Origin of the sequence: Thermosynechococcus sp. B1 (assembly GCF_030322985.1) — a bacterium.
In the GTDB taxonomy this organism is placed as follows: domain Bacteria; phylum Cyanobacteriota; class Cyanobacteriia; order Thermosynechococcales; family Thermosynechococcaceae; genus Thermosynechococcus.
In genome coordinates, this window is the sequence record NZ_CP096573.1 from 604688 (window position 1) to 631362 (window position 26675).

Genomic DNA, 26675 nt, shown 5'->3' on the forward strand with positions numbered 1-26675 from the left:
TCGAAAAAGCAAAATTGGGTATTCTTTGAGAGGAGAGTAAATTCAAGGGGTACCAGACATGTTGCCGTTAACGGTGAGTCGCCTCTGGACAATTAGCCGTAATGTTTTCAATGAAATACTGCGGGAGCGGGTTCTTTACGTCACTGCTGTTTTTGCCATTGGCCTAGCCTTAGCGGTTGTGATTTTGGGACAGGTGTCAGCAGGCACCCAAGACAAAATTAGCCTTGATGTGGGAATGGCAGGAATTTCTCTCTTTGGCTTGCTGATTGCTGCCTTTGTCGGGGGTGGTTTGCTCAATAAAGAGATAGAAAAGCGCACGATCTTAGTGATGTTGGCGAAACCCATCAGCCGTGCGGAATTTATTATTGGCAAACATTTGGGCCTATCGGCGGTTCTGCTGGTACTGGTGGCACTGATGACGCTGATTCTGTTTATTCTGATGAGCTTGAATCAGTTTGCCTATCCCGCTGGCCCTTTGATGGTGACCTCTTTCTATATTGCGCTGCAACTCGCTCTCTTGACGGCAGCCGCTTTGCTGTTTGGCAGTTTCACTAGTTCATTGATTGCCACGCTGCTAACGGTGGCACTGTACTTTATGGGGCACTTTAGCCAAAATCTGGTGATCCTCAGCCAAAAGATGGAGAGTGATGCCGTACGGCAACTGATGCAGTTTCTCTATCTGATCTTTCCCGATTTATCCCGCTTGGATTTTAAGAATACAGCGGTCTATGGCATGCTGCCCTCTGTACCGGAACTCGTGGCCAATGCCTTCTATGGCGTGATTTATACGGTAGCACTGCTGGCGATCGCCACTTGGATTTTCTCTCGTCGCAATTTTTAGCAAAAACTCGCAGCCAACTGTGCAATTGTTCCCCCAATGGGCTATGATAAAGCTCTGGGAATTTTTGCCCGTGTAGCTCAGTGGTAGAGCACACCCTTGGTAAGGGTGAGGCCACGAGTTCAATCCTCGTCACGGGCTTTGTTTGGCAAATCTCACGGCATTTTCCATCTCTGGTGGGGTAGTTTATCGCTGTCGCAACCAGTAAGTGATCGCCAGCACAACGGCCAAAAGAACCACTGTACGGCGTAACAGCAGCGGGTTAACCGCACGGGCAAATTTACCCCCCAAAAGTCCGCCAACAATGGTAGCGATCGCCATCCCCAAAGCAGCAGGCCACACCACCTCCCCAGACACAACAAAAAACGCCGCTGCGGCGACATTGATCCCAAAAGCCAACATTTGCTTCAAGCCATTGAGGCGCGTCAAGCTTTCCCCGAGAACAATGCCCAGCACGGCGAGTAGAATCACGCTCACCCCCGCGCCAAAATAGCCGCCATAGACCGCCGCTAGAAACACAAGAGGAATGGCTCCCACTTCAGATACGGCTGGCGCACTGATCCGCTGCAGCAACCAAGCCCGCACCTGCTCCTGAACCCCCAAGAGGACAGCGGCCAAGAGGAGCAAATAGGGAATCAAGGCATTAAACAGTGCCTCGTTAGTGTGCAAGAGTAACATCGCCCCTGTGATGCCCCCGGCCACCGCACTGGGAAAGAGCCAACCAAGGCGCCGTTGCTGACCCTTAAGATCCTGCCGTTGCGCCACTGTCGCTCCCAAGTAACCGGGTACCAAAGCCACCGTGCTGGTGAGATTGGCAACCACTGGCGGCAAGCCGATCGCCACCAAGGCAGGAAAACTAATCAGTGTTCCCCCACCGGCAATGGCATTGACAAAGCCTGCCGCCAGACCTGCAACGGTCAGCAGTCCGATCTCGCTGATCATGCCCTTGACTAGCTAGAGCCTAAGCAAGGTAGCGTTGGATGGTCTCGCGGTACTGACTCTTGGGTTTCATCCCCACGATCACTTCTAGGAGTTCTTTGTTTTTGAAGAGTTGAATCGTGGGTGTACTGGTAACCCCTGCTTGCTCGGCGATCGCGCTATCTTCAGTAATGTCAATTTCAATGAGCTGTACTTTGCCATCGAATTCATCCACCAGCCGATCCAAAATGGGCTTGAGGGTATGACAAGGGCCACAGGTGGGGGAAACATATTTCACTAGCAGCAGGCGATCGCTCTCGTGAAAGAGTTTGCGCAAGGCATAGCTGCCGCGGTGTTTGATGGCATTGGGATCAAACGCCTGTTCTGGGGATGTTGTAGGTGGCGTTGTTTCTGCGGGTTTGGTTTCGGTTTCCGTTTGGTGAAACTCCTGAATTAGCCCCCGCGCCGACAGCCAACGTTCGGCATCAAGGGCGGCCATACAACCACTGCCTGCCGCCGTTACTGCTTGGCGGTATTCATGGTCTTGAACATCCCCTGCGGCAAAGACCCCTTCCACATTCGTTTGTGTCCCGTGGTGGGTGACGATATAGCCCACACTATCCAATTCCAGAAAATCTTTGAAGAGTTGGGTGTTGGGGGTATGACCAATGGCGTAGAATAGGCCGCGCACCGGCAGGACGGATTCTTCCCCTGTGGCTTTATTGATAATCTGCAGACCCGTCATTAAATTGCCATCGCCAAGGATTTCCCGTGCTTCAGTTTGCCAGTGAACCGTAATTTTAGGATTGGCAAACACGCGATCCTGCATCGCCTTACTAGCGCGCATTTTGTCACTGCGCACAAGGAGATGGACATGGGAGCCATATTTAGTGAGATAGACTGCTTCCTCCGCTGCACTATCACCGCCGCCAATCACCGCCAACTCGACATCCTTGAAAATCGGCGTTGCCCCATCACAAATGGCACAGGCGGAGACCCCCTTGGTCCAATACTGTTCTTCCCCCGGCAGATGGAGTCGTTTGGCCGTGGCACCCGTACAGATAATCACACTGTGGGCATAGACCTGCCGCTCGGCTGAGCTAATGAGAAAGGGGCGTTGACTAAAATCCACCTGAATCACATCTTCAGTGACCATTTCTGTGCCCCAGCGCTCCGCTTGCGCCTTCATCCGTGCCATCAGTTGCGGCCCTTGAATGCCTTCCGGAAAGCCGGGAAAGTTTTCCACTTCGGTGGTGGTCATGAGTTGTCCCCCCGGCAGCCCCCCAATTTGATAGCCTTCAAACATAAAGGGCTTGAGGTTGGCGCGAGCAGCATAGATGGCTGCTGTGTAGCCCGCAGGGCCAGAACCAATAATGACAACGTTTTCAATCCGTGGCGGTGTCATGGCTAAAACAAACTCGAAACGACTATGAGTTATTTGATTTTAGCTTGATTTTCCGTGGCAAACAAGGGGAGCATCTTTAGGCATAATGAAACGGTTAGGCACGCTCCTTGGCTGTGTATATCAAGCAGTTGGAACTCACGAATTTTAAGTCCTTTGGCGGCACAACCGTGATTCCGCTGCTGCCGGGGTTTACGGTCATTTCTGGTCCGAATGGCTCTGGAAAATCCAACCTGTTGGATGCGTTGCTTTTTGCCCTCGGCCTTGCGGGGTCTAAGGGGATGCGGGCAGAACGGCTCCCAGATTTGGTGAACCATAGCCAAACGCGGCGCGGCCATAGTGTTATTGAAACGCGAGTCACGGTGACCTTTGCGCTGGATGCTGAAACGGAATGGCGGGTGACGCGGCGACTGCGGGTAACCAAGCAGGGCACCTATACCTCGACCTATGCGGTAAATGATCAACCCTGCACGCTGAATGAACTGCACGACCAGTTGCAGGCGTTTTGTATCTATCCCCAAGGCTATAACGTGGTCTTGCAGGGGGATGTCACCAGCATTATCTCGATGAATGCCAAAGCACGGCGGGAAATTATTGACGAATTGGCGGGGGTGGCGGATTTTGACCGCAAGATTGCCCAAGCTCGCGAAAAATTAGATACAGTCAAGGAGCGCGAAGAACGCTTTCGCATTGTTGAGCAGGAACTCATCCAACAGCGCGATCGCCTGCAACGGGATCGCCTGCACGCGGAAAAATATCAAGCCCTACGACTGGAACTGCAAGAGCGAGAGCAATGGCTGCTGGTGCGCCAATGGCAAGCCCACGAAGCGCAAAAGGTGCAACTACAAGCACAGATTCAGACGCTACAAAAAGAACAAGCTGAACGCCAAGCCCAACTGCAACAAAAGGCACGGGAGATTGAAGCGGCAACGGTTACGCTAGAACAACTCAATCAAGAGGTGAAAGCCCTCGGCGAAGAAGCGTACCTCCGCCTGCAAGCAGCGTTGGCGGATCTCCACGCCCAAGAGCGGCAGTGTCAACGTCAGCAAACGAGCTACCAACAGCAGCAGGCACAGTTGGCAGAACAACTCCAGCAACGGCAAGCCCAGTACCACAGTCAACGGTTGCAGCAACAGCAACTTGCTCAAGAGCTAGAACAGCAACAGGGCGATCGCCCCCCCTTAGTGACAGCCGTTGCCACCAGCCAAGCCACCCTCGACGCCCTACGGCAGCAAGCTCAGGAGTTGAATACGGCAGCCCAAGCTTGGTTTCAGGAGCACAGTCAGCGACGGCAGCGGATTGATGCCCTGATCCACGAACTGGAACCGAGTCGCAGTGAACTCTCTCGCCTGCAGGAGCGATCGCAACAATTGCGGCAACGGCAGGGGGAATTGCACCAGGCAGCCACCAGCTTAGAAGCTCAACAATTGGAATTGCAAGACGCGCTCACAAAAGCTGCAGCAGTAGTCCAACAAGAGGAGCAGCAACTACAAACCCTCGCCCAACAACTGGCCACAGCGCAGCAACAATTGAGCTTAACAGAAGAAACCTATCAACGCCTTGAGCGAGAACAGCGCCAAAAGCAGCGGGAGCTGGATCAACTGGAAGCACGGCAACAGGCGGTTCAGGAAAGTCAAGGGAGTTTTGCGGCGCGGCTCATTTTAAGTGCTGATCTCCCCGGCGTGTTTGGGCTGGTGGCACAGCTCGGTCAAGTGGAACCCCGCTATCAACTGGCCTTGGAAATTGCGGCCGGGGCACGCCTAGGCAATATCGTTGTGGCGGATGACAGTGTGGCGGCAGCAGCGATCGCCATCCTGAAGCGGGAACGGGCCGGTAGAGCCACATTTTTGCCCCTGAACAAGATGGCACGTCCCAAGACCCTACCCCTTATCTCCTTGGCAGGCTGTATTGACTATGCCTTGAATCTTGTGACCTTTGAGCCGCAATATGCCCCCATTTTTGCCTATGTGTTTGGCAGTACGCTGGTCTTTGAGAGCCTTGAGGCGGCGCGACTCTACCTAGGGCAATATCGGATGGTCACCCTAGAGGGAGACTTGCTAGAACCCTCAGGGGCAATGACCGGGGGTAGCTATAGTCGCACCAATACCCTCCGTTTTGGTCAGGGGGTCACCCCCCAAGAATCGGCAGAAGTCCAACAGGTGCGCGATCGCCTTGGGGAACTGGAACGCCTGTTAGATTGCCTCATTCAAGAGCGCACGCAAAAACAGGGGAGAGTGAATGAGCTGAGCCAAGCCCTGAGTGAAGCCCGCCAAAGCCATCGCGATCGCCAGCGGCAATGGGAGCAACTTCAGCAGCAACAGCAGCACCTCAACCGCCAGCAAGCAGACTTAGCGCGCCAACAGCAGCACCTTAGCCAAGAGTTAACCGCCGCAGAGACTGAACTCGCGCACCTAGAGGCTCGTCTTCCTGAACTCGAAGCAGAACTCGCCGCCGAACGCCTTACCCTCAATGCCCTTGAAGCCAATCCCAGCCATCAGCAGTGGCAGCAGCTTCAGGCACAGCTTCAGGCACAGGAAAAAATTCACGCCGACCATGTGGCCGCCCTGCAAGCGGTGGATCAAGCCTTGGGCGATCGCCACCGTCAACTCGAGCAACTGGGACGAGACCTAAAACAAACAGAACAGGAGATTCAGCGACTGCGCCAAGCCCAACAGGAGACGCTTTGTCAGCAGCAAGCCCTCGATCAGACGCTTGGGGACTTAGCGACGCAAATTCAAAGCACGCAAACTGCCCTGAGGGAATTGGACGCCCGCCTTGGCCACCTCAAGGGCGATCGCGATCGCCAAGACTACCAACTACGACAGCAGCAAAAGGACTACCAACAACTGGAATGGCAATACCAAAAAGCCAGCGACACCCTCACCACGCTGCAAGCCCAACTTCAGGAATTCAGCACCATCGAGGCACCCCCTTTACCCCAGCCATGGCCGGAAGTGCCCGCCAATCTCTCCCTCAGCGACATTCAACAGCAGTGCCAAGCCCTCGAAAAACGGCTGCGTGCCATGGAACCCGTCAATATGTTGGCGATTCAGGAATTTGAGGAGACACAAGGGCGGCTTAATGAGCTACAGGAGAAGCTCGCCGTTCTAGAAGCGGAGCGCACGGAGATCCTACTGCGGATTGAGAACTTCACCACCCTGCGTCACCAGTCCTTCCGTGAAGCTTTTGATGCCGTCAATGCGAACTTCCAAACCATTTTTGCCACCCTTTCCGAGGGTGATGGCTATTTACAACTGGAAACCCCTGAGGACCCTTTTGCCGGAGGCCTGAATCTGGTGGCGCATCCTAAGGGTAAACCCGTACAGCGCTTAGCCTCAATGTCGGGGGGAGAAAAATCCCTCACGGCCCTCAGTTTTATCTTTGCCCTACAACGCTATCGCCCTTCCCCCTTCTATGCCTTTGATGAGGTGGATATGTTTCTCGATGGTGCCAATGTTGAGCGCCTTGCCAAAATGATTCAGCAGCAGAGCCAAGAGGCACAGTTTATTGTTGTCAGTCTGCGGCGACCAATGATTGAAGCGGCTCAGCGCACGATTGGCGTCACCCAAGCGCGGGGTCAACATACCCAAGTGATTGGCCTCGATTTGACCGCTCACCATTGATGCCTGACGGTGTCTGAAAAATAATTCCTAGAATTTTGATAGTTGATCGGCGTGGATCGTAGTGGAACAGTAGAAGCCATTTAACTGTCAAAACCTCCAAGTTCTGCTGAGGAGTGTCCCTATGAAATACTGGCAAAAATTTGGCCTGAGCTTATTGACGGTGGCCTGTTTGGGAACAATTGCCCCTCGGCCTGCCCAAGCCAGCATGTTTACACAAACAGAAGTGGATCAAAGCCGCTATGTGGTGATGGCCGTGCCCCTTGCCCGCGGTGGGTATCGCCTCTTAGTGGTGGAGCAAATTAAGGATACTCGTCCCTGCTGGAGTGAGTCGGGCAGCAACCCCGTGGTGATTGACCCATTGTTGACGACCTTTGACTTTACGGGCATTTGTGGGCGGGCTACGGATAGCAATGGCTACTCGATTCGGGTGGCGCAACAGGATTTAGGGTTGCAGTATGGTCTGCGCATTGAACAGGGGGAGGGTGAGTTGCTCCTTGTTGGCAGCAGCAATCGCGGTGGTCCGCGTATGGTTATTGGCCGCACCCACGGCATGCAGGAAGGGCAATTTCTCAAGTTTCAACTGGAACCCACTTGGCGGTTAACACGACGCACCTATGAGGGGCAAGTGCTGGGTCATGTGTATTTCACCAATGACTCTTGGGAAGCAGCAACCGGGAGTATCCCTGCCCCTGCAACGCCCATCGGCACGGAAACCAACATTGATCCCATACCCACTCCCCAAAGCTAGGTTTACCGCTGCTTCATTGCCCGCTCCATCTCCCGTTTATCTTGGCGCTGCTTGAGGTCTTGGCGTTTGTCGTGGAGCTTCTTACCACGGGCTAGCCCTAGGGAAACCTTGACCCGCCCATTTTTTAGGTAAAGCTTCAGGGGCACAAGGGTTAGCCCCTTTTGTTCCACCTTGCCCACTAGCTTGCGAATTTCCTGTTTGTGGAGAAGGAGCTTGCGATCGCGCAGGGGGTCATGGTTATAGGATGGGTTGGTACTCCCGTGGGGCGAAATGTGCACATTCATCAACCATGCTTCACCATTGCGGATGCGGGCAAAGCCATCCCGTAAATTCACCTTGCCAGCGCGAATGGACTTGACCTCAGTGCCGAGCAACACGAGACCACATTCATAGGTTTCCAGAATTTCGTATTGGAAGCGCGCTTGGCGATTTTCACTCAGGACTTTGATGCTATCGCCCATCAAAAACTCCGCAAGGGTATTGCCAATATACCGTAGTTTAGGGGTAGGGGAAATTTTCATCTTATCACTGCCCTCCCACCCCCCTGCTCAATGGTTATGACGCTATGCCCAAGCCGCAGCAGTTAGCGTTTTTGCAAGGCCTGCCCTTGATTGCAGTGGTGCGTGCTGCTCATCCTACTGCAGCGATCGCCCGCGCTCAAGTGTATATTCAAGCGGGCTTCACCTGCCTAGAGGTGACTTGGACCACCCCCGATGCTGCTGGCGTCTTGCAACAACTCCGTCAAGACGCTCCCCACTGCACCATTGGCGCTGCGAGCCTGCAAAACCCAGAAATGGTTAAAGGAGCGATCGCCGCTGGCGCACAATTTTTAGTGACCCCCCATGCAGCCCTAGAGGTGGTGCCCCTTGCAAAGGAGGCCAATTGTCCTCTGATTTTGGGGGCATTGACACCAACGGAAATTCTCCACGCTTGGCAAGTGGGAGCAACGGCAGTGAAGGTTTTTCCAGTGATGGCGGTGGGGGGGGCGAGCTATCTACGCGCCTTGCGACCCTTGTTGGCTGAGATTCCCCTGATTCCCTGTGGCGGTATTGGTTGGGAGGATGTGGTACCCCTCTGGAAAGCGGGGGCGATCGCCATTGGTATGGGCAGTCAACTGGGTACGGATGTCACAATGCTCAAGCAGCAGGTGGCTCAGGCTCGTCAGGCGTATCAGGCACTGGCGCAGGGGTAAGGGTGCGCACCCGCTCAGCATGGAACCGTTTGCGGCGCCAGCGTTTGCCCAAATTGAGGCCAATGGTTTTGTGGAAATCATCCTGCACCTTTGCCGTGAGACGGTAGGACACTTGGCGGACAATTTGAGCCAAGACGCGATTGCCTGTCCCCTGAATCAGGCCATGGGGCAAACGGTAGATAAACCGCGGAAAGTACATTTCCACCCGCAAATCCAATTCCCAATTGACCCGCGTGTAATCAATGACATTCAGCGCCAACAGGTCCCTATCCGTCTCAGGGGTGGCTCGCATCGGTACCAAGGCCATGGCCGCTTGAAAATTCACCTCATAGTTCAAAAACGGCTGTTCGGGCACAGGAATTGTTTCAATGCGATAGACCCCCTGCTCTTGGGGCAGTAGGTGCAGTCCAATTTTGGGTTCCACTTCATAGCCATGGGAACCATAGCGGCCAATGGTGAGAATGTAGCCATGCTTGCCCACAGGTTCTGTTTTCATGGGATGGGCGCAGCGGTGAAACCATTCTTGGTGATTGTTCAAATAGGTCTCGTAGCGTTGAACGGGCGCATAGACTTCCATCCAGCCTTGGAATTGGTTGTGAAAAATAAAGGGGGGTAGCTTTGTCCCCTCTTGGGCATCGGTCATAGTATTAGATCAGCATTTGGTGATTTTGATCCTGACATACGGCTGGGGGCGATCGCTACTGCGGGGAACTTTGGAAATATTGTCCCTGTCCAATGGTTGGTTTACATTTCGTTACATTACTATTCAGTTGCTTGAGGCTCCAGCAATGCCCCCTGTCCCTCCTTGGCTCGCCATTGAACACTTGGACAAGCCGTGGATTTTTTGGCCATTGTGCTTGATGGTGCTTCTTAGCAGTATTGTTTTGCGCTGGGGAAAAGTGCAGCAGCAGTGGGCGCGGGTCATTGTCGTTGGCAGTTTAATGGCCGTGATGCTGCATTATCTGCTGTGGCGATCGCTCGCTACCCTCAATTTGCGCACTCCCCTAGAGGCCACCTTTAGCCTACTCCTACTGGCGATTGAAGGTTTTATGATGGCGGGCTACGGCCTGCAACTCTACCTGCTCTTGCACATCAAAAATCGTCGTCCTGAAGCGGATGCTGCTGCCCTTGCGGTCAAAAGTGGCCACTATCAGCCTTGGGTGGATATTTTTATTCCGACCTACAATGAACCCCTGACAATTTTGCGACGCACGATTGTTGGCTGCCAAACCCTCGACTATCCCCACAAACGTATCTATGTTCTTGACGATACCCGTCGCCCTGCCCTACGGGAATTGGCCTGTGAACTGGGCTGTGAGTACCTCAGCCGTCCAGACAATCGCCATGCCAAAGCGGGCAACCTGAACCATGCCCTTACGCAAACCAAGGGTGAACTGATTGCGGTCTTTGATGCTGACTTTGTTCCCACTCGTAATTTTCTCACCCGCACTGTGGGCTTTTTCCAGACCGCTGATATTGGCCTTGTCCAAACCTACCAGAGCTTTTACAATCCCGATCCCATTGCCCGTAACCTTGGCCTCGAGGATCACCTGCCTCAAGAGGTGGAAATCTTCTCCCGTCATTATCAAGTCCTGCGGGATGGCATTGAAACAGCGCTGTGCTACGGCAGTTCCTTTGTGGTGCGGCGATCGGCCCTCGGAGCCATTGGCGGCTTTGTTACTGAATCCCTCAGCGAGGACTACTACACAGGAATTCAATTGGCGGCAGCAGGTCATCGGTTGATTTACCTGAATGAAAGTCTCAGTGCGGGCTTGTGTGCAGAGGAAATGACGGCGCATATTCGTCAACGTCAACGCTGGGCACGGGGCACCCTCCAAGGATTATTCATTGCGGCAAGTCCACTGCGGGTACCCAATCTCACTGGGCTTCAGCGCCTTGCCCACCTAGAGGGGATCACGCAATGGTTCCATAGTCCCATGCGGTTGCTATTGCTGCTGTTGCCCTTGATTGCCGCCTTTTGGGGTGTCGTCCCCCTTGAAACCACCCTGCGGCAGTGGCTCTACTATTTTGTGCCCTACTACTGGCTGCTGTTGAGTACGTTCCGCTGGCTCAATGGCCAAAGTCGCTCTGCCTTGGTATCTGATATTTATGCTGTGCTTCAGTGTGTGCCGTTGACATTGACAGTGATTGACACGTTGTTGCGTCCCTTTGGTCGCGGCTTTTGGGTCACCCCCAAGGGGAGTTATCGCGATCGCTACCATTTTCAGTGGCACCTAGCGGCACCGCTCCTCGTGCTTTTTCTTCTCTCTGTGGCGGCTGCTGTATTAAATTGGCAGGCATTACACACCAAGGGGCTACTATTGGCTTGGGTCTGGAACCTCTACAATCTGGTAATTCTCGCCCTTGCCCTCTACAGCCTCATCGAACGCCCCCGCCCCGATCCCTATGATTGGCTCAATGTCCAGCAAACCGTTGAACTCCATCTCGCTTGGGATCAAACCACTGCCCTGTGGGGCACGACAATTCGCCTTTCTGAAGGGGGGGCGATCGTGCATCTGCATCAACCCCTCCCCCCCTCCGCAATGGGTGTACCCCTCACCTGTCGGCTTTTGGAGGCAGGCATTGACCTCAGCGGCCAAGTTGTTGATATGCCCAATCCAACGACCCTAGAGATTTACTTTGACCCCCTGACCTTGGCTCAATACCGCCAATTGGTCACCTTACTTTTTTGTGAACCCAACCGTTGGCAATGGCAAAAAGCCCCCAGTGAATTACAAACCCTGTGGCTGCTTCTGCACACTCTCGTCTCGCCTCCCCTGAGTCGTCACTGGATGCGGATCACCCGCCCTAGTCAGGCAAAAGCGTGGCATCGAGCCTACAGCTATGCCAATGAAAAATGATTTTTGCCAGCTCTTTGTAACATTAAGCTTATAGGTCTTAAACGAGGGGACTATCCATCCAAAAGCCGTCCACAAATTGCCTAGTTGCTCCATCGCAACGAGTCCACCATTACTCGCTGGCTCAATGTCTATCGTCCAGTGTTGAATTCGGCATTGGCAGTCACTGTCTCTCCTCTGAAAAAACACTTGAATGGTGCATTGGCTAAGATAAAGCTTGGCTAGAGCGACAACACTTTCTTGGAACACTAAAGATGCACCGACACCTCCTCCGAATCTGTATTGCTCTAGTGTTGGTGCTGTCTCTTCAGTCCATTGCTCAAAGTGCCTTACCCGCTGGTGCAGGGGAATTTCTCACAGGTCGCGAGGCCACTTGGCAACGGGAATATGAAGTTTATTTTCAAAATCAATTTACTAGTCGGCGACTCAATCCCTCTGCCATTCAGCGCATTCTCAGGCAAATGTCCAAGCGTACGGGTCGGCGCACAGCTCTTTTGCACTTGGTACCAACGGCAAACGAGATTAAGCTCTTCGTTACCTCTCTACAGGGAGAGCCACTGTTGCTGACTGTGCCAGCGGTGTCGCAAGCTGATCTGATGGCTACGGTTCAAGACTTTCGCCGCTCAGTGGCGGATCCACGCCAACAGTTTTTATCTGCCTCCTTTGGCAGGAGTGAGCAGCTTTATGACTGGTTAATTGCGCCCTTAGAAGCCAAACTCAGGGCTGATCGGATTGACACCTTGCTCATTTGTGTTGGAGCAGGCCTGCGATCGCTCCCTTGGGCGGCTCTCCGAGACCGCAGTACCGGTCAATTTCTGATAGAAAAGTACGGTGTTGCCTTAATTCCAGCGTTTAACCTGATCAAAACTGACTATGCTCCCCTCAAAAATGCCACGGTCTTGGCAATGGGGGCTTCAGAATTCGATCGCCTCAGTCCACTGCCGGCAGTCCCCCAAGAATTAAGTGCCATCCAACAACTCTGGGGCGGATCCACCTTCCTCAATCGTGACTTTACTGTTGCCAACCTAACGCAACAACGGCAGCAGGGTAACCATTCCATCGTTCATCTGGCTACCCATGCCTTGTTTCGCCCCGGTCAAGCCCAAGAGTCCTTTATTCAACTGTGGGGCAGTGAAACAGTCACGCTGCAAAACCTCCCCCAACTTAATCTAGAGCAACCCCCTCTCGAACTGCTGGTTTTGAGTGCCTGTCAAACCGCTCTGGGAGACGATCGCGCGGAGTTAGGCTTTGCGGGTCTTGCCCTTCAATCGGGTGCCAAAAGTGCCGTCGCTAGCCTCTGGCAAGTGAGTGATGCGGGTACCCTAGAACTCATGGAATACTTCTATAGCCATCTGCACCACACTGCTAGTAAAGTTGCTGCTCTGCAAAAGGCTCAATTACACCTTCTGAGACATTCAAGATTCCAAGCACCTTACTTTTGGGCAGGCTTTACACTCGTGGGCGCTCCTTGGTAAAGCAATTGTCTGGCCATCGTTTTAAGATTTGTTAGAAGAAAATTTATTTTTGCAAGCAACATCTGAGAAAATTGCATTGAGAGATACAGGATTAAACACAGATGCATTGGCAAGTGGCTTGGAAAAACGGCATTCGCTATCTTTTGCTGGCACTACTCGCTACTACGTTGTGGGTCACCCCCGTCTGGGCAACCAGCGCGATCGATATCCCTTTGCCGGAAACAGCGGCTGGGGTCGTTGATGAAGGTAATGTGCTTAGTGCCGTCACCCAAGGCAGTGTCGGGCGATCGCTCCAAGACCTCTCCGAGGCAACGGGCATCAATGTTCATGTAGTTACACTGCACCGCCTCGACTATGGTGAAACCCCCCAGAGCTTTGTGGATGACCTCTTTAACCAGTGGTTTCCCGATCCTGAGTCCCAAGCCAATCAGGTGATCATTGCCCTCGATACCGTTACCAATGGCACAGCGATTCACTATGGCGAGGCCGTGGCCGAACGCCTGAATCCTGAAACTGCCGAAAGTATTGTCCAAGAAACGATGCGGGTGCCCCTACGGGATGGCAACTACAATCAATCAGTCCTTGACACCGTCGATCGCCTTGCGAAAGTCCTCAAAGGCGAACCGGATCCAGGCCCGCCCGTAGTACGCGAAGTGGTTGTCGAGAAAACCTACAAGAGCAAAGAGGAAACCGACGATCGCTCCGCCACAATTATCGTCGTTGCCCTGCTAATCGCCGCTACAGTGATCCCAATGGTGACATACTTTATGTATCAAGGATCATCGTAGCCAAGCTCCCCTTCCATTTATGAAAATCTATACCTACCACACACCAGAGCGTGTACCAGCCGACTGGCAACCCGACTGTGCCATTGCTGTTGATGTCCTGCGGGCAACCACTACGATCGCCACTGCCCTTGCCGCTGGCGCAGAAGCCGTTCAAGTCTTTAGTGATCTAGCAGAGCTAGAACAAGTGAGTCAGCAGTGGCCGGCAGCCAAGCGGATTCGCGTTGGTGAACGGGGTGGGAAAAAAGTTGCTGGCTTTGACATGGGCAACTCTCCTGCTGAATGCTTGCCAGAGCGGGTAAAAGGATGTCGCCTCTTTATGAGCACCACCAATGGCACCCGTTCCCTTGAGCGAATTCAAGCCAGTCCCCTCGTTCTTGCCGCCGCCCTTGTCAACCGTGCTGCCGTTGCCGAGTTTGTCCAAAAACATCAACCGGAAACCATCTGGATTGTTGGTTCGGGCTGGGAAGGTAGCTATTCCCTCGAAGATACCGTCTGTGCTGGGGCGCTGATTCATCACCTCTGGGGTCAGCAGGATGCCCCCCTCGAAGCCCTTGCGGGTAATGACGAAACTATTGCTGCCACTGCTTTGTACCGCTACTACCAAGATGATCTATTGACCCTCTTTCACCATTCCAGCCACGGGCAGCGCCTGCTCAACCTTGGCAATGAAGCCGATCTCAAATATTGTGCCCAAGTGGATATTCTGGCAATTGTGCCGTGGCAGGTTTCCCCCAAGCTTTTGACTAAGGCCTAGGGCACCACATCCCCACCCAGAGCAAAAAGCCCAACCAGACATTTTCATTGAAGTAACGACCATAGGTCTGAATGGGGAGCGTTGTGGTTTGGGTGTCACGGCGTTCGTGGGTATAAATTTGTAGAGATTGCCGCAGCCAAAAGTAGGTGGTCACGGCCAAGGCCAGCCAAAATCGCCAAGTGAGTCCCGCACTCCAGCCAACAATGATCAGGAACACCACCGTCAGCCCATAAAATAGCGCGATCGCCAAGGGCGCATAGGCACCGAAAAATAAGGCACTGGAATTTACCCCCAGTCGGCGATCGTCGGGGCGATCGGGCATGGCATACACCGTATCAAAGGCCAATGTCCACATCACCACTGCTGCCCACAACCACGCGGTGGTCAAGGTTAAGCGTCCCTGTACCGCTGCCCAAGGAATGAGGACAGCAAACCCCCAAGCCACTGCCAAAACGAGTTGCGGAATGGGAAAGACTCGCTTCGCCAAGGGATAGAGCAGAATCACCGGCACTGCGGCCACCGCCAGCCAATACCCCAAGGGAGTGAGGTAAAACGCCAATCCCCAAGCACAGAGGAAAGCAATCACCATCAAGCCCAAGGCCACACTGAGGGAAAGGCGGCGACTGGCTAGGGGGCGGTTTTGAGTCCGCTGCACATGGGGGTCAATATTGCGGTCCCAGCAGTCATTGACAATGCAGCCCGCCGCACTGGTGGCGATCGCCCCCACCGTGATAATCAGCAGCAACTGCAACGACGGCAAGCCTTCACTGGCCAAGGTTAACGACCACAGCGCCGGAATGAGGAGAATCAAACGACCCGCAGGCTTATGCCAGCGCAACAGTTGGGCAATGGCCACCCAAGTTGGCACTGAGGTTCTCGAAACTTGAGAATTCACCACACCGCTCCCACCGTGAATGCCACTACACTTAAAAATCTTAACTTTTCAGGCGATTTTGGGACGTTACCGCCCCATTTGCCCTAGGTTTCTAGTTAGCCCGTTTGCACTCTGTCGATTTCCCCCTTTATGGCCAGAAAACCCTTTCACTTTTTCCGTAGTGCCCCCCCGCCAGACCCCACACCCCCCGCCGAGGAAGAAGATAACTATCTCGAAGATTACTTCTTTGATGAACCCGGCGCCATGCCCGGTACCCTCAGTATTGAGGCCGATGCGCCACCGCCGACAATTATTCTCATTGACTATCAGCCGGATCAGGCCAGCCGTCGCGTTTTAGAAACGCCGGAAGAATGTGGCCCCTACCTCAGCAGTCCCTCCGTCAGTTGGATAGATGTTCAAGGGATTGGCGATGAAGACGTGATGCGGCGACTCGGCCAAGTTTTTCACCTGCACCCCATTGTCCTTGAAGATATTGTCAATGTCCCCCAGCGCCCCAAAGTTGAGGATCATGACGATTACCTTGTGCTGATTACCCGCATGGTCACCCCCAAGGAAAATGAACACGGCTTTTATACTGAACAAGTGAGCTTTGTCTTGGGGCCGCATTTCTTGCTCACAGTACAAGAAGAACCCGAACGGGATTGTTTTGACATGGTTCGGCAGCGGATTCGCACCAGTCGCGGCATCATTCGTCGCTATGGCCCCGATTATTTAGCCTATGCCCTTTTGGATGCCATTATTGATGGCTTCTACCCGGTTCTAGAAGACTACGGCGAGCGCATTGAGGAATTAGAAGATGCCGTAGTTACCCGTCCTAGTCGCGCCATTCTCGAAGAAGTCCACCAAGTGCGCCGCGAATTACTGGCGCTGCGTCGGGCCATTTGGCCACAACGGGATGCCATCAATGCCATGATTCGCGATCCCAGCCCCCTTCTCTCCGAGGAAGTGCGCATCTACCTACGAGATTGCTATGACCATGCCATTCAAGTGCTAGATATGGTGGAAACCTACCGTGAACTAGCGGCCAGTTTGATGGATGTGTATCTTTCTTCCGTTGGCAATAAAATGAACGAAATTATGAAAATTCTGACGATCATTTCGACCATTTTCATACCGCTGACCTTTATTGTCGGTATCTATGGCATGAACTTTGATCCCGATACCTCCCCTTGGAATATGCCTGAACTGGAGTGGTATTGGGGCTATCCAGCCTGCTGGGCGGTCATGCTTACCGTGGCGGGCAGTTTATTTTTCTTTTTCTGGCGCAAGGGCTGGTTCCAAAGCAGCACCAGTATAGGCTCCCTAGATACTGAACGCTAGTTCCCCATCGACTTTAGAAACTTGCCCCTTGTCCCTTGCGTCAAATTGGCTTAGGGTGGGAAAGCAAAGGGAGTACTTCATATGTAAAAATACTCACTTGTTACGTGCATAAGTTTTGGTGTGAGTTAGGTACTACAGGGCGATCGCCCCTCTCTCCACACGTGAAGAATGGGATTGGGAGAGTTAACCGACTGCAATAAAGCATGAATTAGGAGACTGTATGAAAAGATTGGCACACTTGGGTGTTTTGGCAGGGTTAGTGAGTAGCCTGTGGCTAGCACCCGCCATCAGCCGCTATGACATTGCCACTGCCTTGCCCGAAGAACAAGTGCTGCGCATCCTCAACAATGTGCCCGTTTTTATGATCACCAATGATAAGGGGGAACCGCTGACCTTTGAGATGCCCAATCCCCAAGATCAAAGCAAGAAAATTCAAGTTTTTACCTTCTTTGTCAATCAGCAGGATGCCCAAACTGCCCTGAACACCATTAAAACCCAGCAGCCGGAGGTGGGTCGCGTGGCTCGGGTCTCGGCAGCCGCCCTCAGTGGGGCGGTGAAGATTGCCCTCGAAAGCCAAAAAAATCCTGCCATTGGTGTGGACATTATCCCCTCAAGGCCGCAACTGGAAGCAGCGGTGAATCTGCTCAAACAAAGTGGCGATCTAGTGGAACGCGATGGCAAAATTCTCACCAAGGATGGTAGGCCGTTCATGGGCGGCACCCCCCTCTTTTTCCTAGCAGATAGCAAAACAGGCAACCCCATCGCCGTAGAAGCACAACTGCGCGAAAACGGCCAGACCCGCACCCAGCGGTTTATTCCCTTTTACTTCGATAAAACCCAACTCCAACGGGAAGTGGATCAAGCCCGCCAGCAGCGTCCTGAACTGGCCAAGGATACCGGGATTCGCGTCGTCATGTTGGATAATTTGGTGGCAACCATGTTGAGCACCAACGATCCTGTGGCGGGTCAAATTCAACTGGTACAAACGCCGGAGGCGATTCAGTTTGCCGTGCAACAGAGCGGTGGCAATAATGCCCAGCGACCCAATCAAGCGAATCAACCCGCGTCTCCCCAGCGCCCAAATCAACAGGGGGGCGGTCAAGGCACAAACCGCAACCGCTAAGACACACCCATGCCTTGGCGACACCTGCTGACGGCAATTCTACTCCTTGGCTTCCTGTGGGGATGTGCCCTGCCTCAAGTGCGAGCAGAGGAGCGCCTGTTTCTGAACGTGGGAGTGGAATTTCGCGCTGAAGTGCAATTAGCCGTCGGCAGCCAGTGGCAGAATACCGAGGTGGGGGGGCTGTCGGGTTTGACCTACGATCCGCGTCAACAGCAGTTCTATGCCATTAGTGACGATCGCCAGCAACCTCGGTTTTACACCCTCGAAATCACTCCCGAAACCATTGCCCCCAAGGGCGTAACCTTTCTCCAGCAGACGCATGGTGAGGTGTATCCGCCCAACACTGCCGACACTGAGGGGATTGCGCTGACGCCTGAGGGGCACCTTGTAATTAGCAGTGAAGGGGTAACGGCCACGGCTAGCCCCCCTTGGATCAAAGAGTTTGAGCGCGCGAATGGACGAACCATTGCAGCTCTCCCTATTCCTAAGTACTATCTCCCCAATGGTCAGCAGGGCATTCGCAATAATCTCGGTTTTGAGGCACTGACGCTTTCGCCGGCGGGCGATCGCCTGTTTGTCGGCGTTGAATCAGCCCTTGCCCAAGATGTCCGCCCCAATATCCCCATTTACTGCCGCCTGCTCCATTACCTGCGGGGGGATGTTGCCCCTGTGTTGCTGGCGGAGCATCTCTATCCCTTGGAACCCTCAGAGGCAGTGTTTAATGGCCTCGTGGAGCTACTTGCCCTTGACAATGGTGGCCATTTTCTGAGCTTGGAGCGCACCTATAGTCCGGGAGCAGGGCATGGCATTCAGCTCTTTGAAGTATCCCTAGCGGGGGCGACAGATACCCTTGGCATGGCCACGTTACCGGTTGATCTGCGCACTCTCCGCCCTGTGCAGAAACGGCTGATTTTGGATTTCAAGAGGCTGGGGATTCCCTTGACTAATTTGGAGGGGATGAGCTTGGGTCCCCCCTTGGCCGATGGGGCGCGATCGCTCTACATCATTGGCGACAATAACTTTGATGGCAAGACGCCGACCCAAGTCCTGATTTTTGCCTTAACCTTCCAGCGCTAGGCCTCAACGGTCAAGAGTCCCAGTTGTGCTAACAGGCGATCGCCCTCCACATGCTCCTGCATCATTTGTTCGACGCATTTGACTTTAGCGATTTCATGGAGGCGCACCTGACCAAAGGCACGATCCACAATTTCCACGGCTGTTAGGGTGTCTAAGTCCACTGAGAGAATGGGAATTTCCAACTCTTCGGCACGGGCAAGAATCGCCGGGGAAGGCGGCAAATGCCCCGTGAGGATCAGACAGTGGGTGGAGGTCTCCAAGGCCGCCCATTGAATATCGGTGCGATCGCCCCCGGTAATCACCGCCATATTGTTCGCTTTACGGAAATACTTCAAGGCAGCACTGACGTTCATTGCCCCAATGGTGAGTTCCTCCACTAGGAGATCCAAGCGATCCGGACGGCACAAAACTTCGGCATTTAACTGGCGTACCAATTCCTTGACACTGACACTGCGCAGCAACTGACTGCGGGGCAACATCCCAAAAACTGGAATTTGGTGTGCCTCGAGATATTGGCGAATAGCAGGCAAGGGTTGGGCTTCGGGTTGGGGAATATCGTTGATGATCACCCCCAATAGGCGATCGCCCAATTCCGACTTGGCGAGGAGGAGCGATTCCACCACCAAGGGGGACTCGTAGCGCACCACCAGTAAAATGGGTGCATCCAACACCGCTGCCATCTGAGCTAACCCCAAATCAAACAGCCGCCCCTCGGCTAATGTGGCTGGCCCTTCGAGGAGCACCAAGTCTTCACTGTTGATAGTGTGATAGGCTGCTAGGGCTTGGCGATAATCCTGCTGATCTGTGCCCATCAGCCGTGCCTTGATGGCTTCTGGCGTCAGCGTGAGCAATGTCGGTCGCACATTCTCTAGGTTGAGGGTTTGCTGTAAAAAACTGACATCGGCTTCGGTTTCTTCACTGTCGGTAGCGGGTTGGTAGGTGCCCAAGGGCTTACCATAGGCAATGCGCAGATGGCGATCGCGACAGAGCTTGGCCAAGCCTAAAACCGTTGCAGACTTACCGCTATAGGGCACAATTGAACCAATCAATAAATGCTTTGCCACCGTTTAGTTACTCCTCCCGCAACCCCAACCCTAAACACGCTATCCTTAGTCAAGCCGTAACAGCTTACGATAAAACGCTTTGGAAAAATCGGCAATACGATGTTTTTTATAGTTAATAATTACATCAATGAGATGATCCACCAGTTCAAACGTGGTGATAGACATTTCGTACTGTAGATCAGGCGAGTTATCAAAGGTTACCGTACAGCGGGATAAATCCGCCGGCAAATTGGCGATCGTCCATGTGGCAACAAAATCAACATTGTTACCGCCTTCAATCCCCCGTTGTCCCTCCAACTTCCCCAGACGGTAGAGGGCGATACCCAAGGGCAGCAGCGGACGTTTCTCAGCACGCATATAGGGGGCAAAGATATTGACGTCCCGGGGGTTGGCAGGCTGAAGCTGATCGAGGGCGGTCATGCAAGAATCCTTGTGTATTCAGTCTCACCGAGTGCTGAGGTCTATTCTACAGGCAGAGCAGGTAGCACGGGAGTCTTCGCTCTAGTAGCGCATTTCGGTTTGGTAACATATAGTTAACATAACTAACGAGCACTGCCTATGGTTTTTGATCCCGGAAACGCTAATTTCTACCAGTCTTCTACGGATGATGGGCAGCCCAATCTGCTCCTGAAGTACCTGCAAAGCCAATCGCCAGAAGTTTTGACCCGTATTGCCCGTTCCGTCAGTCCAGAAATTCGCCAAATTATCAGCCAGAATGTCCAAGGTCTCGTGGGCGGCCTTCCCTCCGAGGATTTTAATGTCCAAATTGCCACCGATCGCGACAACCTTGCGGGGTTATTGGCCTCAGCCATGATGACGGGGTATTTTCTGCGCCAGATGGAACAGCGCATGGAACTGGAAATGAGCCTCGGCGATCTACCTATGCCCTAGGTTCTACCCACATACTTATTGTGAGTCTTGCTTGTGTCCGATCCTTGGCAACAGTTTAAGGCACTGCCTTGGCGATCGCTGGTGCCCACAGGTCTTCTTGTTGCCCTGCTTGCAGCGCTGTTTGATACGGGGCTTTACTATATTGCCGGTGCCGTTGCCCCTGTCCGCGAGGCGTTGATCATCCTACTTCAGCCTCCTTTGGGTCTCCTAGTCCGCCTTGGTCTGAGCATTGGCCTTGGAATGGTGGCAGTGATCTCTTTGGAGGTGTGGTTTAACCCAGCGCCGATCTATAGCGGCACCCTCTGGGCGTTATTTCTGTGTGTCCTAATGGCCAGTGTGTTCTTGAGCTTTTTTGGCGGCACCTTGGGACTGCGACCCCTATTTTTTCCACTCACAGAGGTGTTCCTGATTGGCACAGCCGTGGGGATTTTTTGGCAAGGTCGTCGCTACTGGCGGTATTAATTCGCTTCCTCAAGACGAGACGCGGGGAGCTTCGGAACGACGGCACTAATCTCAGGATTGAAGGTGGCATCAAAGGCATCGGCTCCCTGAAACAAATACCACACAGCCTCAATCACACAGGCAATGCGAGCAATGCTACCCAGAGAACCGTAGGGCACTGTCGAAAAGAGTAGCCCCAGCATGAGGTAAACGCCACCCCACAGGGGTTGGCGCAAATAAAACTTATGGAGCCCAGGGAGAAAGATGCCGGCCAAGGCTAAGAGGATGGCGATCGCGCGATTACGGTAGCCCATTATTGCTCACTGTGAATGACTCTAAATGCGATATTCAGTTAATCTTTAGCAAAACGCAACCTTGAGGAGTCTGGATTGCCACAACCACTATCTGTTGCTGTCTTTATTTGCCTAGAATGGCAACCCAACGCCGGGGGACATGTCAAATGTTGGGAACGTTTTGCGGAAGCTGCCAGCCACTACCCAGACCGCGTTGACTTGACCATTTACTTCCTTGGCGCCAAACAGCAAACCCTAGAGGTAGCAGCCAATGTTCGCTACCAATTGCTACCGCCCCAGTTCAGCACGCACTCACTGGAAATTATGCGCCAAGGGGCAGGCATGACCGATGTGGCTCCCTTTCACTGGGCATTGCGCCGTTATTTACCCCAACATCAGGTGTTTCACATTACGGATACTTTTAGCTTTGCCCAAACGGTGCGCCGCTTTTGTCGCCAGCAGCATCGTCCGCTGCTCAGTTCAATTCACACGGATTTGCCCTTATTGACCCGCACCTATTCGCGGGAAATTATTTGGCGCATGAGTGGCCGCAGTTGGGGGCGGGAGTTTTGGCGGTGGCTATGGCTGGAGAAATTACAAGTGGATCAGTGGTTTGGTTACCGAGCCGAACGGAAATTAGCGGGCTTTATGCGTGCTAGCGATCGCGTCTTGGTCTCGCGACAGCAGGATGCCGATTGGCTGCTCACGTTTTTGCCCCCTGAGCGGGTGGCGTGGTTTCAGCGGGGCATCGATCGCGATCGCTTTCATCTGCGATTTCGCAATCCCCAATGGCTACGGGAGGAGTATCACCTGCCAGAGGTGCCGATCGCGCTTTTTGTCGGTCGGGTAGATGCCAGTAAAAATGTGCTCCTGTTGGCGCAGGCAGCTCAAGTGTTAGCCAATCAAGGAAAGGCATTCCATGTGTTGATTGTTGGCGAAGGGGCACAGGCTACCCTTGTCAAAGACCTTTTGGGCGATCGCGTCACCCTCACAGGCAAGGTACCCCAAGAAAAATTAGGGGCAATTTATGCCAGCAGTGATCTATTTGTCTTTCCCTCAGAGTCGGAAACAGGGCCCAATGTAGTGGTGGAAGCACGAGCGGCAGGATTACCCGTCGTTATTTCTGGGTTTGATGGCGGGCGCAAATATGTCCAAACCTCAGGGGAGGATGGGGTGGTGGTTTACAGTCGCGACCCCCAAGATTGGGCAGCCGCCATTACCCCGCTGTTAGACGATGCCCCCTATCGCCAGCGGATGGGAACACGGGCACACCAGATCACCCAAGCAACGTGCCCCACGTGGCAGGACGCCTTTGAGCAGAGCATTTTGTGCCAATGGGAAGCGGTTGCCCAAGCCTACGGCTGGCCTCAAAAAGCCTGATCCTCTAGGAGAGCCTCTAAAATCAAGGCCATATGGGTCCAGTGGGTTCCCCCCTGACAAAAGACAATATAGGGTGGACGCAAAGGGCCATCGGCAGACAGTTCCGACGTGCTGCCGTCAATAAACGTGCCCCCAGCCATCACTAGATCATCGGCATAGCCGGGCATGGGCGCAGGTATAGGATCAAGATAGGAACCCACCGGGGAGTAACGTTGCAACGTACGGCAAAAGGCAATCAGCTTTTCAGGACTGCCCAATTGGATCGCTTGAATGACATCGCGGCGGGGGGCAAGGGGGGCAGGGTTGACAGGATAACCCAATTGGTCAAAGACATAGGCCAAGAGATGGGCGCACTTGAGGGCTTCGCCGACCATTTGCGGTGCTAAGAACAGCCCTTGAAAGAGCAGACGATGTTGATCAAATGTGGCACCCCCTTCGTGGCCAATCCCCGGTGCCGTAAGGCGATAACTGGCTTGCTCAATGAGATCAGCGCGTCCTGCTAAGTAGCCCCCCGCGGTGGCGATCGTGCCGCCGGGATTTTTAATCAGAGAACCCGCAATCAAATCAGCGCCCACATGGGGCGGTTCTTGGGTCTCGACAAATTCGCCGTAGCAATTATCCACAAAACAAACCACATTGGGATTTTGCCCCTTGATCAGTTGGATCATTTTGCCAATGTCCTCAAGGCTGAGGCTCGGCCGCCATGTATAGCCACAGGAGCGTTGAATGAGCACCATGCGGGTTTGAGGTTGGACACAGGTGGCGATCGCCCCCCAATCGGGTTCACCCGTACTCAGGAGGGGAATCTCGCGATAGTGGATGCCAAAATCCTTGAGGGAACCTTGGCCGCGACCCCGCAGGCCAATCACCTCTTCTAGGGTGTCGTAGGGGGCACCCGCAAGGGAAATCAGTTCATCCCCAGGGCGCAGCACCCCAAATAGCGCCGTGGCGATCGCGTGGGTACCAGAGACAAATTGCACCCGCACCAAGGCCGCCTCAGCTCCCATCACCTGCGCAAAAACGCGATCAAGCACCTCACGCCCTAGGTCGCCATGACCATAGCCCGTCATGCTACTGAAGTGATGCACCCCCAGCCGCTGCTGACGAAAAGCTCCTAAAACCCGCCGCAAGTTTTCCTTGACGCGGCCATCAATTTCGTTAAACGTTGGGGCAAGTGCCCCTTGGGCAGCAGTTACAAGTGGAGTTTTCACGTCGAGACTAATCATTGAGCAACGGCAAGTGTCATAAAGATAAAGACTTAAACCAAAGTCTGAGTGTTGGCAGGATAAATCCGTCCTCGCCACTGCTTGGGGCGTTGCCAAGAGGAGAGGGTAAGCCGCAGAGCCGCGAGGGGATCCGCAAGGGGGGACAGCCAAAAGAGCCAACGTCCTTGACCCACTTGCCAATCGTAGGCGGGGGCAATGGCCAGTGTCATGCCGCAGCGGATCAGCACCAGTAGGCCATTGAGCAGTGTCGCCATTTCTAAAGGAAGGGTGGGAGTAGTCACTGCCAGTGCCATCAAGCCCAAAACCAACAGGGGCAACGGTAATCCCTGTACTGCCCAGAGGAAATAGGCATCGCCCCAGAGCTGGGCGGCTGGGGTGGCATCCTTGAGATCCAGCGATCGCCCCCATTCTCGCCATGTTTCCGCCATACCCTCATACATCCGCACCTTAAGCACCTTGGAGCCATCGCGAAAGGCCACCCGTGCCCCCGTAGTCGCTATGGCTCGCACCAGTGTTACATCATCACAAAAGGAGGAAGCGGCAACTTGGTAGCCGCCCATTGCCTCGAGGCGCGATCGCCGAATGAGTAGGCACTGACCATTGGCCAGAATCCGCTCCGGCTGAGTTTCCACAGCGCGCGCTGCGCCAAAGCGGTAGATCAGCGTCAAGAGCAACGCCGGTTGCAGCCACCATTCACCGCCGGTCTTGAGGATAAAGCGAGGTGAGAGAGAAATCAGATCCAGTTGCTCCTGCTCTGCTGTCGCCAAAAGACTAGCCACAAGGCCGGGTTGCGGTTGGGTATCCGCATCAATGCCCAAAATCCACTCACTCTCAGGATGGGCACGACAAAAGCCCGTATGTAAGGCCCAAGGCCGCCCCACCCACCCCGGCGGTAAGGGGGGATCAAACTCCAGTCGCAGACGCGGATCGCGGTGTTGCGCTGCCTGCACAATCTCAGCCGTGCCATCTTGGGAATGACTATCAACAATCAGAATTTCCCGCACCTCGTAGCCTTGACGCATTAAGCCCTCTAAACAGGGTTGCAACCGCTGTGCCTCATTGAGGGTGGGGACAACAATTGAGACTTTGGCTAAGTTCTCTGGGCGGGAGGGCTGAGGGGTTAAGGGAGTCGGTCGTCGCCAACCCGATCCTAAACGGGCGATTAAAACAGCTATCCAAGGTGTCTGGGCCAAGATCGCGGCGCTGGCGATCGCTGCTATGCCAACTGCAACGGTACTCAACTTTCTTCTGCCTCGTCCTCTGCTGGCGAATTTTCGGGGGGCGGAACGTCCTCTGGAGACAGTTTCAGCCGTTTAATCGGTAAATTGGCAATCAGGGCCGTTGTCCGCTGATCCGACTCTAGGGAAACCGCTAGCCCCTCCGTTTCTAGCTCCACATAGCGGGAGACCACTTCTAAAATATCGCGCCGCAGATTGTCCAAAATTTGCGGTGTCAGGGCCGTGCGATCGTGGGCAAGAACTAACTTCAAGCGCTCCTTGGCAGTGGTGCGACTGGGGGAAGTCCGCGTAAACAGCCGCTCTAACAGTTCACTGATCATCCCTTTGCCCCAAACAAGCGTCGAATGCGACTAAATAGTCCCCCGCTTGCCGCCTCTAGATCTAGAAACTCAACGGTTTCACCCTCCAAGCGACGGGCAATGTTCATGAAGGCCTGCCCCGCTAGGGACGGCGACTCTGCCAAGACCAAGGGTTCCCCTTTGTTGGTGGAAACAATCACCTTCTCATCCTCGGGGACAATGCCAATCAGGGGAATCGAAAGAATTTCTTGAACATCTTCCACAGACATCATGTCGTTGGCGGCCACCATTGCTGGGCGCAAGCGATTCAAAATCAAATGGCTGTTGCGAATACGGTAGGCTTCGAGCAAGCCAATCACGCGATCGGCATCCCGTACAGCGGCAATTTCTGGCGTGGTCACCACCAAGGCTTCCTGAGCGGGAGCAATGGCATTGCGAAATCCCGCCTCGATCCCCGCTGGACAATCAATGAGCACATAGTCATAGTGCTTGCTCAGGGCTGAGGCCAACTGTCGCATTTGCTCTGGGGTAATGGCATCCTTATTACGGCTTTGGGCGGCGGGCAGCAACACCAGTTTATTGAGGCGCTTATCACGCACAAGGGCTTGATCCAAGCGACATTGCCCGGTCAGCACATCAATGGCGGTGTAAACCACGCGATTTTCCAAGCCGAGTAGTAGGTCGAGGTTGCGCAAGCCAAAGTCGGCGTCAATGAGCACCACCGATCGCCCCAATTTGGCCAAAGCCACACCAATATTGGCACTGGCGGTTGTTTTCCCCACGCCCCCTTTGCCCGAGGTAATGACAATCGTGCGCCCCATTGAACTCCCTA

At 53.9% G+C, this 26675-nt stretch carries 26 protein-coding genes and 1 tRNA gene; 15 read left to right on the forward strand and 12 right to left on the reverse strand.

Annotated features, from left to right (window positions below):
* The first annotated feature begins 58 nt into the window (after window positions 1–58).
* A complete protein-coding gene (locus M0644_RS03085) occupies window positions 59–841 on the forward strand; it encodes an ABC transporter permease (RefSeq protein WP_149818059.1) in 783 nt (260 codons plus the stop codon).
* 66 nt (window positions 842–907) lie between these two features.
* A tRNA-Thr gene (locus M0644_RS03090) sits at window positions 908–979 on the forward strand.
* Window positions 980–1024: 45 nt separating this feature from the next.
* On the opposite strand, the gene M0644_RS03095 is transcribed toward M0644_RS03090, so the two are convergent.
* Together M0644_RS03095 and trxB are read right to left on the reverse strand one after the other, a co-directional pair.
* The gene (locus M0644_RS03095) at window positions 1025–1780 is read right to left on the reverse strand and encodes a sulfite exporter TauE/SafE family protein (protein WP_149818061.1); all 756 of its coding nucleotides are present in this window, start codon (window positions 1778–1780) and stop codon (window positions 1025–1027) included.
* 19 nt (window positions 1781–1799) lie between these two features.
* Window positions 1800–3161: a thioredoxin-disulfide reductase gene (gene trxB / locus M0644_RS03100; RefSeq protein ID WP_149818063.1), complete on the reverse strand. Its 1362-nt coding sequence runs from the start codon at window positions 3159–3161 to the stop codon at window positions 1800–1802.
* 113 nt (window positions 3162–3274) lie between these two features.
* On the opposite strand from trxB, the gene smc reads away from it, so the two are divergent.
* Both smc and M0644_RS03110 read left to right on the forward strand, forming a co-directional pair.
* Entirely contained in the window at window positions 3275–6781 is a 3507-nt protein-coding gene (gene smc, locus M0644_RS03105) for a chromosome segregation protein SMC (RefSeq protein ID WP_286627157.1), read from the forward strand.
* A 121-nt stretch (window positions 6782–6902) separates the two neighbouring features.
* A complete protein-coding gene (locus tag M0644_RS03110; RefSeq protein WP_286626543.1) occupies window positions 6903–7529 on the forward strand; it encodes a DUF3747 domain-containing protein in 627 nt (208 codons plus the stop codon).
* Window positions 7530–7531: 2 nt separating this feature from the next.
* Here the strand turns inward: M0644_RS03110 and smpB are convergent, their stop codons facing one another.
* Window positions 7532–7990 carry an SsrA-binding protein SmpB gene (gene smpB / locus M0644_RS03115; RefSeq protein WP_286627158.1) on the reverse strand — a complete coding sequence of 153 codons (459 nt, stop codon included), beginning with the start codon at window positions 7988–7990 and terminating at the stop codon, window positions 7532–7534.
* A 104-nt stretch (window positions 7991–8094) separates the two neighbouring features.
* Here smpB and M0644_RS03120 point away from each other — a divergent pair, with 104 nt between their 5' ends.
* The gene (locus tag M0644_RS03120) at window positions 8095–8721 is read left to right on the forward strand and encodes a keto-deoxy-phosphogluconate aldolase (protein ID WP_286626545.1); all 627 of its coding nucleotides are present in this window, start codon (window positions 8095–8097) and stop codon (window positions 8719–8721) included.
* Here the strand turns inward: M0644_RS03120 and M0644_RS03125 are convergent.
* On the reverse strand, window positions 8666–9364 hold the full coding sequence (locus M0644_RS03125) for a DUF1997 domain-containing protein (protein WP_286626546.1): 699 nt from the start codon (window positions 9362–9364) through the stop codon (window positions 8666–8668). The two genes, M0644_RS03120 and M0644_RS03125, sit on opposite strands and share 56 nt — an antisense overlap.
* Before the next feature lie 145 nt (window positions 9365–9509).
* On the opposite strand from M0644_RS03125, the gene M0644_RS03130 reads away from it, so the two are divergent.
* The 4 genes from M0644_RS03130 to M0644_RS03145 all read left to right on the forward strand — a co-directional run bounded on the left by M0644_RS03130 (window position 9510) and on the right by M0644_RS03145 (window position 14596).
* Entirely contained in the window at window positions 9510–11582 is a 2073-nt protein-coding gene (locus M0644_RS03130) for a glycosyltransferase (RefSeq protein ID WP_286626548.1), read from the forward strand.
* A gap of 251 nt (window positions 11583–11833) precedes the next feature.
* Window positions 11834–13054, forward strand: coding sequence for a CHAT domain-containing protein (locus M0644_RS03135; RefSeq protein WP_286626549.1), 1221 nt, complete (start codon window positions 11834–11836; stop codon window positions 13052–13054).
* A 101-nt stretch (window positions 13055–13155) separates the two neighbouring features.
* Window positions 13156–13842 carry a photosystem II repair protein Psb32 gene (gene psb32, locus M0644_RS03140; RefSeq protein ID WP_149818071.1) on the forward strand — a complete coding sequence of 229 codons (687 nt, stop codon included), beginning with the start codon at window positions 13156–13158 and terminating at the stop codon, window positions 13840–13842.
* A 19-nt stretch (window positions 13843–13861) separates the two neighbouring features.
* Window positions 13862–14596 (forward strand): 2-phosphosulfolactate phosphatase family protein, encoded by a 735-nt coding sequence (locus M0644_RS03145; RefSeq protein WP_149818073.1) that lies wholly within the window; start codon window positions 13862–13864, stop codon window positions 14594–14596.
* On the opposite strand, the gene M0644_RS03150 is transcribed toward M0644_RS03145, so the two are convergent.
* The gene (locus tag M0644_RS03150) at window positions 14586–15464 is read right to left on the reverse strand and encodes a 4-hydroxybenzoate solanesyltransferase (protein ID WP_286626550.1); all 879 of its coding nucleotides are present in this window, start codon (window positions 15462–15464) and stop codon (window positions 14586–14588) included. The two genes, M0644_RS03145 and M0644_RS03150, sit on opposite strands and share 11 nt — an antisense overlap.
* 156 nt (window positions 15465–15620) lie before the next feature.
* On the opposite strand from M0644_RS03150, the gene corA reads away from it, so the two are divergent.
* The 3 genes from corA (at window position 15621) to M0644_RS03165 (ending at window position 19011) form a co-directional block, all read left to right on the forward strand.
* Window positions 15621–16811: a magnesium/cobalt transporter CorA gene (gene corA / locus M0644_RS03155; protein ID WP_149818077.1), complete on the forward strand. Its 1191-nt coding sequence runs from the start codon at window positions 15621–15623 to the stop codon at window positions 16809–16811.
* Between the two features lie 220 nt (window positions 16812–17031).
* A complete protein-coding gene (locus M0644_RS03160) occupies window positions 17032–17934 on the forward strand; it encodes a Tic22 family protein (protein ID WP_149818079.1) in 903 nt (300 codons plus the stop codon).
* 9 nt (window positions 17935–17943) lie between these two features.
* Window positions 17944–19011, forward strand: coding sequence for an esterase-like activity of phytase family protein (locus M0644_RS03165; protein ID WP_286626551.1), 1068 nt, complete (start codon window positions 17944–17946; stop codon window positions 19009–19011).
* Here the strand turns inward: M0644_RS03165 and M0644_RS03170 are convergent.
* Complete coding sequence (locus M0644_RS03170; protein WP_149818082.1) at window positions 19008–20075, reverse strand: phosphotransacetylase family protein; 1068 nt, start codon at window positions 20073–20075, stop codon at window positions 19008–19010. The two genes, M0644_RS03165 and M0644_RS03170, sit on opposite strands and share 4 nt — an antisense overlap.
* Window positions 20076–20120: 45 nt before the next feature.
* Window positions 20121–20495: a type IV pilus biogenesis protein EbsA gene (ebsA, locus tag M0644_RS03175; protein ID WP_149818084.1), complete on the reverse strand. Its 375-nt coding sequence runs from the start codon at window positions 20493–20495 to the stop codon at window positions 20121–20123.
* A 138-nt stretch (window positions 20496–20633) separates the two neighbouring features.
* Between ebsA and M0644_RS03180 the strand changes: the two genes are divergently transcribed.
* Together M0644_RS03180 and M0644_RS03185 are read left to right on the forward strand one after the other, a co-directional pair.
* Complete coding sequence (locus M0644_RS03180) at window positions 20634–20966, forward strand: DUF760 domain-containing protein (protein WP_011057859.1); 333 nt, start codon at window positions 20634–20636, stop codon at window positions 20964–20966.
* Window positions 20967–20999: 33 nt separating this feature from the next.
* Window positions 21000–21428, forward strand: coding sequence for a hypothetical protein (locus tag M0644_RS03185; protein ID WP_286626555.1), 429 nt, complete (start codon window positions 21000–21002; stop codon window positions 21426–21428).
* Here the strand turns inward: M0644_RS03185 and M0644_RS03190 are convergent.
* The gene (locus M0644_RS03190) at window positions 21425–21721 is read right to left on the reverse strand and encodes a TM2 domain-containing protein (protein ID WP_225901511.1); all 297 of its coding nucleotides are present in this window, start codon (window positions 21719–21721) and stop codon (window positions 21425–21427) included. The genes M0644_RS03185 and M0644_RS03190 overlap by 4 nt on opposite strands.
* 75 nt (window positions 21722–21796) lie before the next feature.
* On the opposite strand from M0644_RS03190, the gene M0644_RS03195 reads away from it, so the two are divergent.
* The gene (locus M0644_RS03195) at window positions 21797–23080 is read left to right on the forward strand and encodes a glycosyltransferase (protein ID WP_286626556.1); all 1284 of its coding nucleotides are present in this window, start codon (window positions 21797–21799) and stop codon (window positions 23078–23080) included.
* On the opposite strand, the gene M0644_RS03200 is transcribed toward M0644_RS03195, so the two are convergent.
* From M0644_RS03200 to minD, 4 genes are read right to left on the reverse strand one after another with little or no spacing between them, the layout of a single operon-like run.
* A complete protein-coding gene (locus M0644_RS03200; RefSeq protein WP_286626557.1) occupies window positions 23068–24291 on the reverse strand; it encodes a methionine gamma-lyase family protein in 1224 nt (407 codons plus the stop codon). The two genes, M0644_RS03195 and M0644_RS03200, sit on opposite strands and share 13 nt — an antisense overlap.
* A 47-nt stretch (window positions 24292–24338) precedes the next feature.
* Window positions 24339–25547 (reverse strand): 2'-O-glycosyltransferase CruG, encoded by a 1209-nt coding sequence (cruG, locus tag M0644_RS03205; protein WP_286626558.1) that lies wholly within the window; start codon window positions 25545–25547, stop codon window positions 24339–24341.
* Window positions 25544–25864, reverse strand: coding sequence for a cell division topological specificity factor MinE (gene minE / locus M0644_RS03210; protein WP_149818098.1), 321 nt, complete (start codon window positions 25862–25864; stop codon window positions 25544–25546). The genes cruG and minE overlap by 4 nt, the downstream gene beginning before the upstream one ends.
* Complete coding sequence (gene minD, locus M0644_RS03215; protein ID WP_149818100.1) at window positions 25861–26664, reverse strand: septum site-determining protein MinD; 804 nt, start codon at window positions 26662–26664, stop codon at window positions 25861–25863. Before minD ends, minE begins: the two co-directional genes overlap by 4 nt.
* Window positions 26665–26675: the final 11 nt, after the last annotated feature.

Excerpts from the sequence above, each read along its gene's own strand:
- M0644_RS03120 (WP_286626545.1), top strand. The coding sequence starts at position 8,095 with ATGCCCAAGCCGCAGCAGTTAGCGTTTTTGCAAGGCCTGCCCTTGATT.
- M0644_RS03125 (WP_286626546.1), bottom strand. The coding sequence starts at position 9,364 with ATGACCGATGCCCAAGAGGGGACAAAGCTACCCCCCTTTATTTTTCAC.
- M0644_RS03180 (WP_011057859.1), top strand. The coding sequence starts at position 20,634 with ATGGTTTTTGATCCCGGAAACGCTAATTTCTACCAGTCTTCTACGGAT.
- M0644_RS03190 (WP_225901511.1), bottom strand. The coding sequence starts at position 21,721 with ATGGGCTACCGTAATCGCGCGATCGCCATCCTCTTAGCCTTGGCCGGC.
- M0644_RS03135 (WP_286626549.1), top strand. The coding sequence starts at position 11,834 with ATGCACCGACACCTCCTCCGAATCTGTATTGCTCTAGTGTTGGTGCTG.
- M0644_RS03145 (WP_149818073.1), top strand. The coding sequence starts at position 13,862 with ATGAAAATCTATACCTACCACACACCAGAGCGTGTACCAGCCGACTGG.
- corA (WP_149818077.1), top strand. The coding sequence starts at position 15,621 with ATGGCCAGAAAACCCTTTCACTTTTTCCGTAGTGCCCCCCCGCCAGAC.
- smpB (WP_286627158.1), bottom strand. The coding sequence starts at position 7,990 with ATGGGCGATAGCATCAAAGTCCTGAGTGAAAATCGCCAAGCGCGCTTC.
- M0644_RS03095 (WP_149818061.1), bottom strand. The coding sequence starts at position 1,780 with ATGATCAGCGAGATCGGACTGCTGACCGTTGCAGGTCTGGCGGCAGGC.
- M0644_RS03165 (WP_286626551.1), top strand. The coding sequence starts at position 17,944 with ATGCCTTGGCGACACCTGCTGACGGCAATTCTACTCCTTGGCTTCCTG.
- ebsA (WP_149818084.1), bottom strand. The coding sequence starts at position 20,495 with ATGACCGCCCTCGATCAGCTTCAGCCTGCCAACCCCCGGGACGTCAAT.
- M0644_RS03110 (WP_286626543.1), top strand. The coding sequence starts at position 6,903 with ATGAAATACTGGCAAAAATTTGGCCTGAGCTTATTGACGGTGGCCTGT.
- M0644_RS03085 (WP_149818059.1), top strand. The coding sequence starts at position 59 with ATGTTGCCGTTAACGGTGAGTCGCCTCTGGACAATTAGCCGTAATGTT.
- minE (WP_149818098.1), bottom strand. The coding sequence starts at position 25,864 with ATGATCAGTGAACTGTTAGAGCGGCTGTTTACGCGGACTTCCCCCAGT.
- minD (WP_149818100.1), bottom strand. The coding sequence starts at position 26,664 with ATGGGGCGCACGATTGTCATTACCTCGGGCAAAGGGGGCGTGGGGAAA.
- trxB (WP_149818063.1), bottom strand. The coding sequence starts at position 3,161 with ATGACACCGCCACGGATTGAAAACGTTGTCATTATTGGTTCTGGCCCT.
- psb32 (WP_149818071.1), top strand. The coding sequence starts at position 13,156 with ATGCATTGGCAAGTGGCTTGGAAAAACGGCATTCGCTATCTTTTGCTG.
- M0644_RS03160 (WP_149818079.1), top strand. The coding sequence starts at position 17,032 with ATGAAAAGATTGGCACACTTGGGTGTTTTGGCAGGGTTAGTGAGTAGC.
- M0644_RS03130 (WP_286626548.1), top strand. The coding sequence starts at position 9,510 with ATGCCCCCTGTCCCTCCTTGGCTCGCCATTGAACACTTGGACAAGCCG.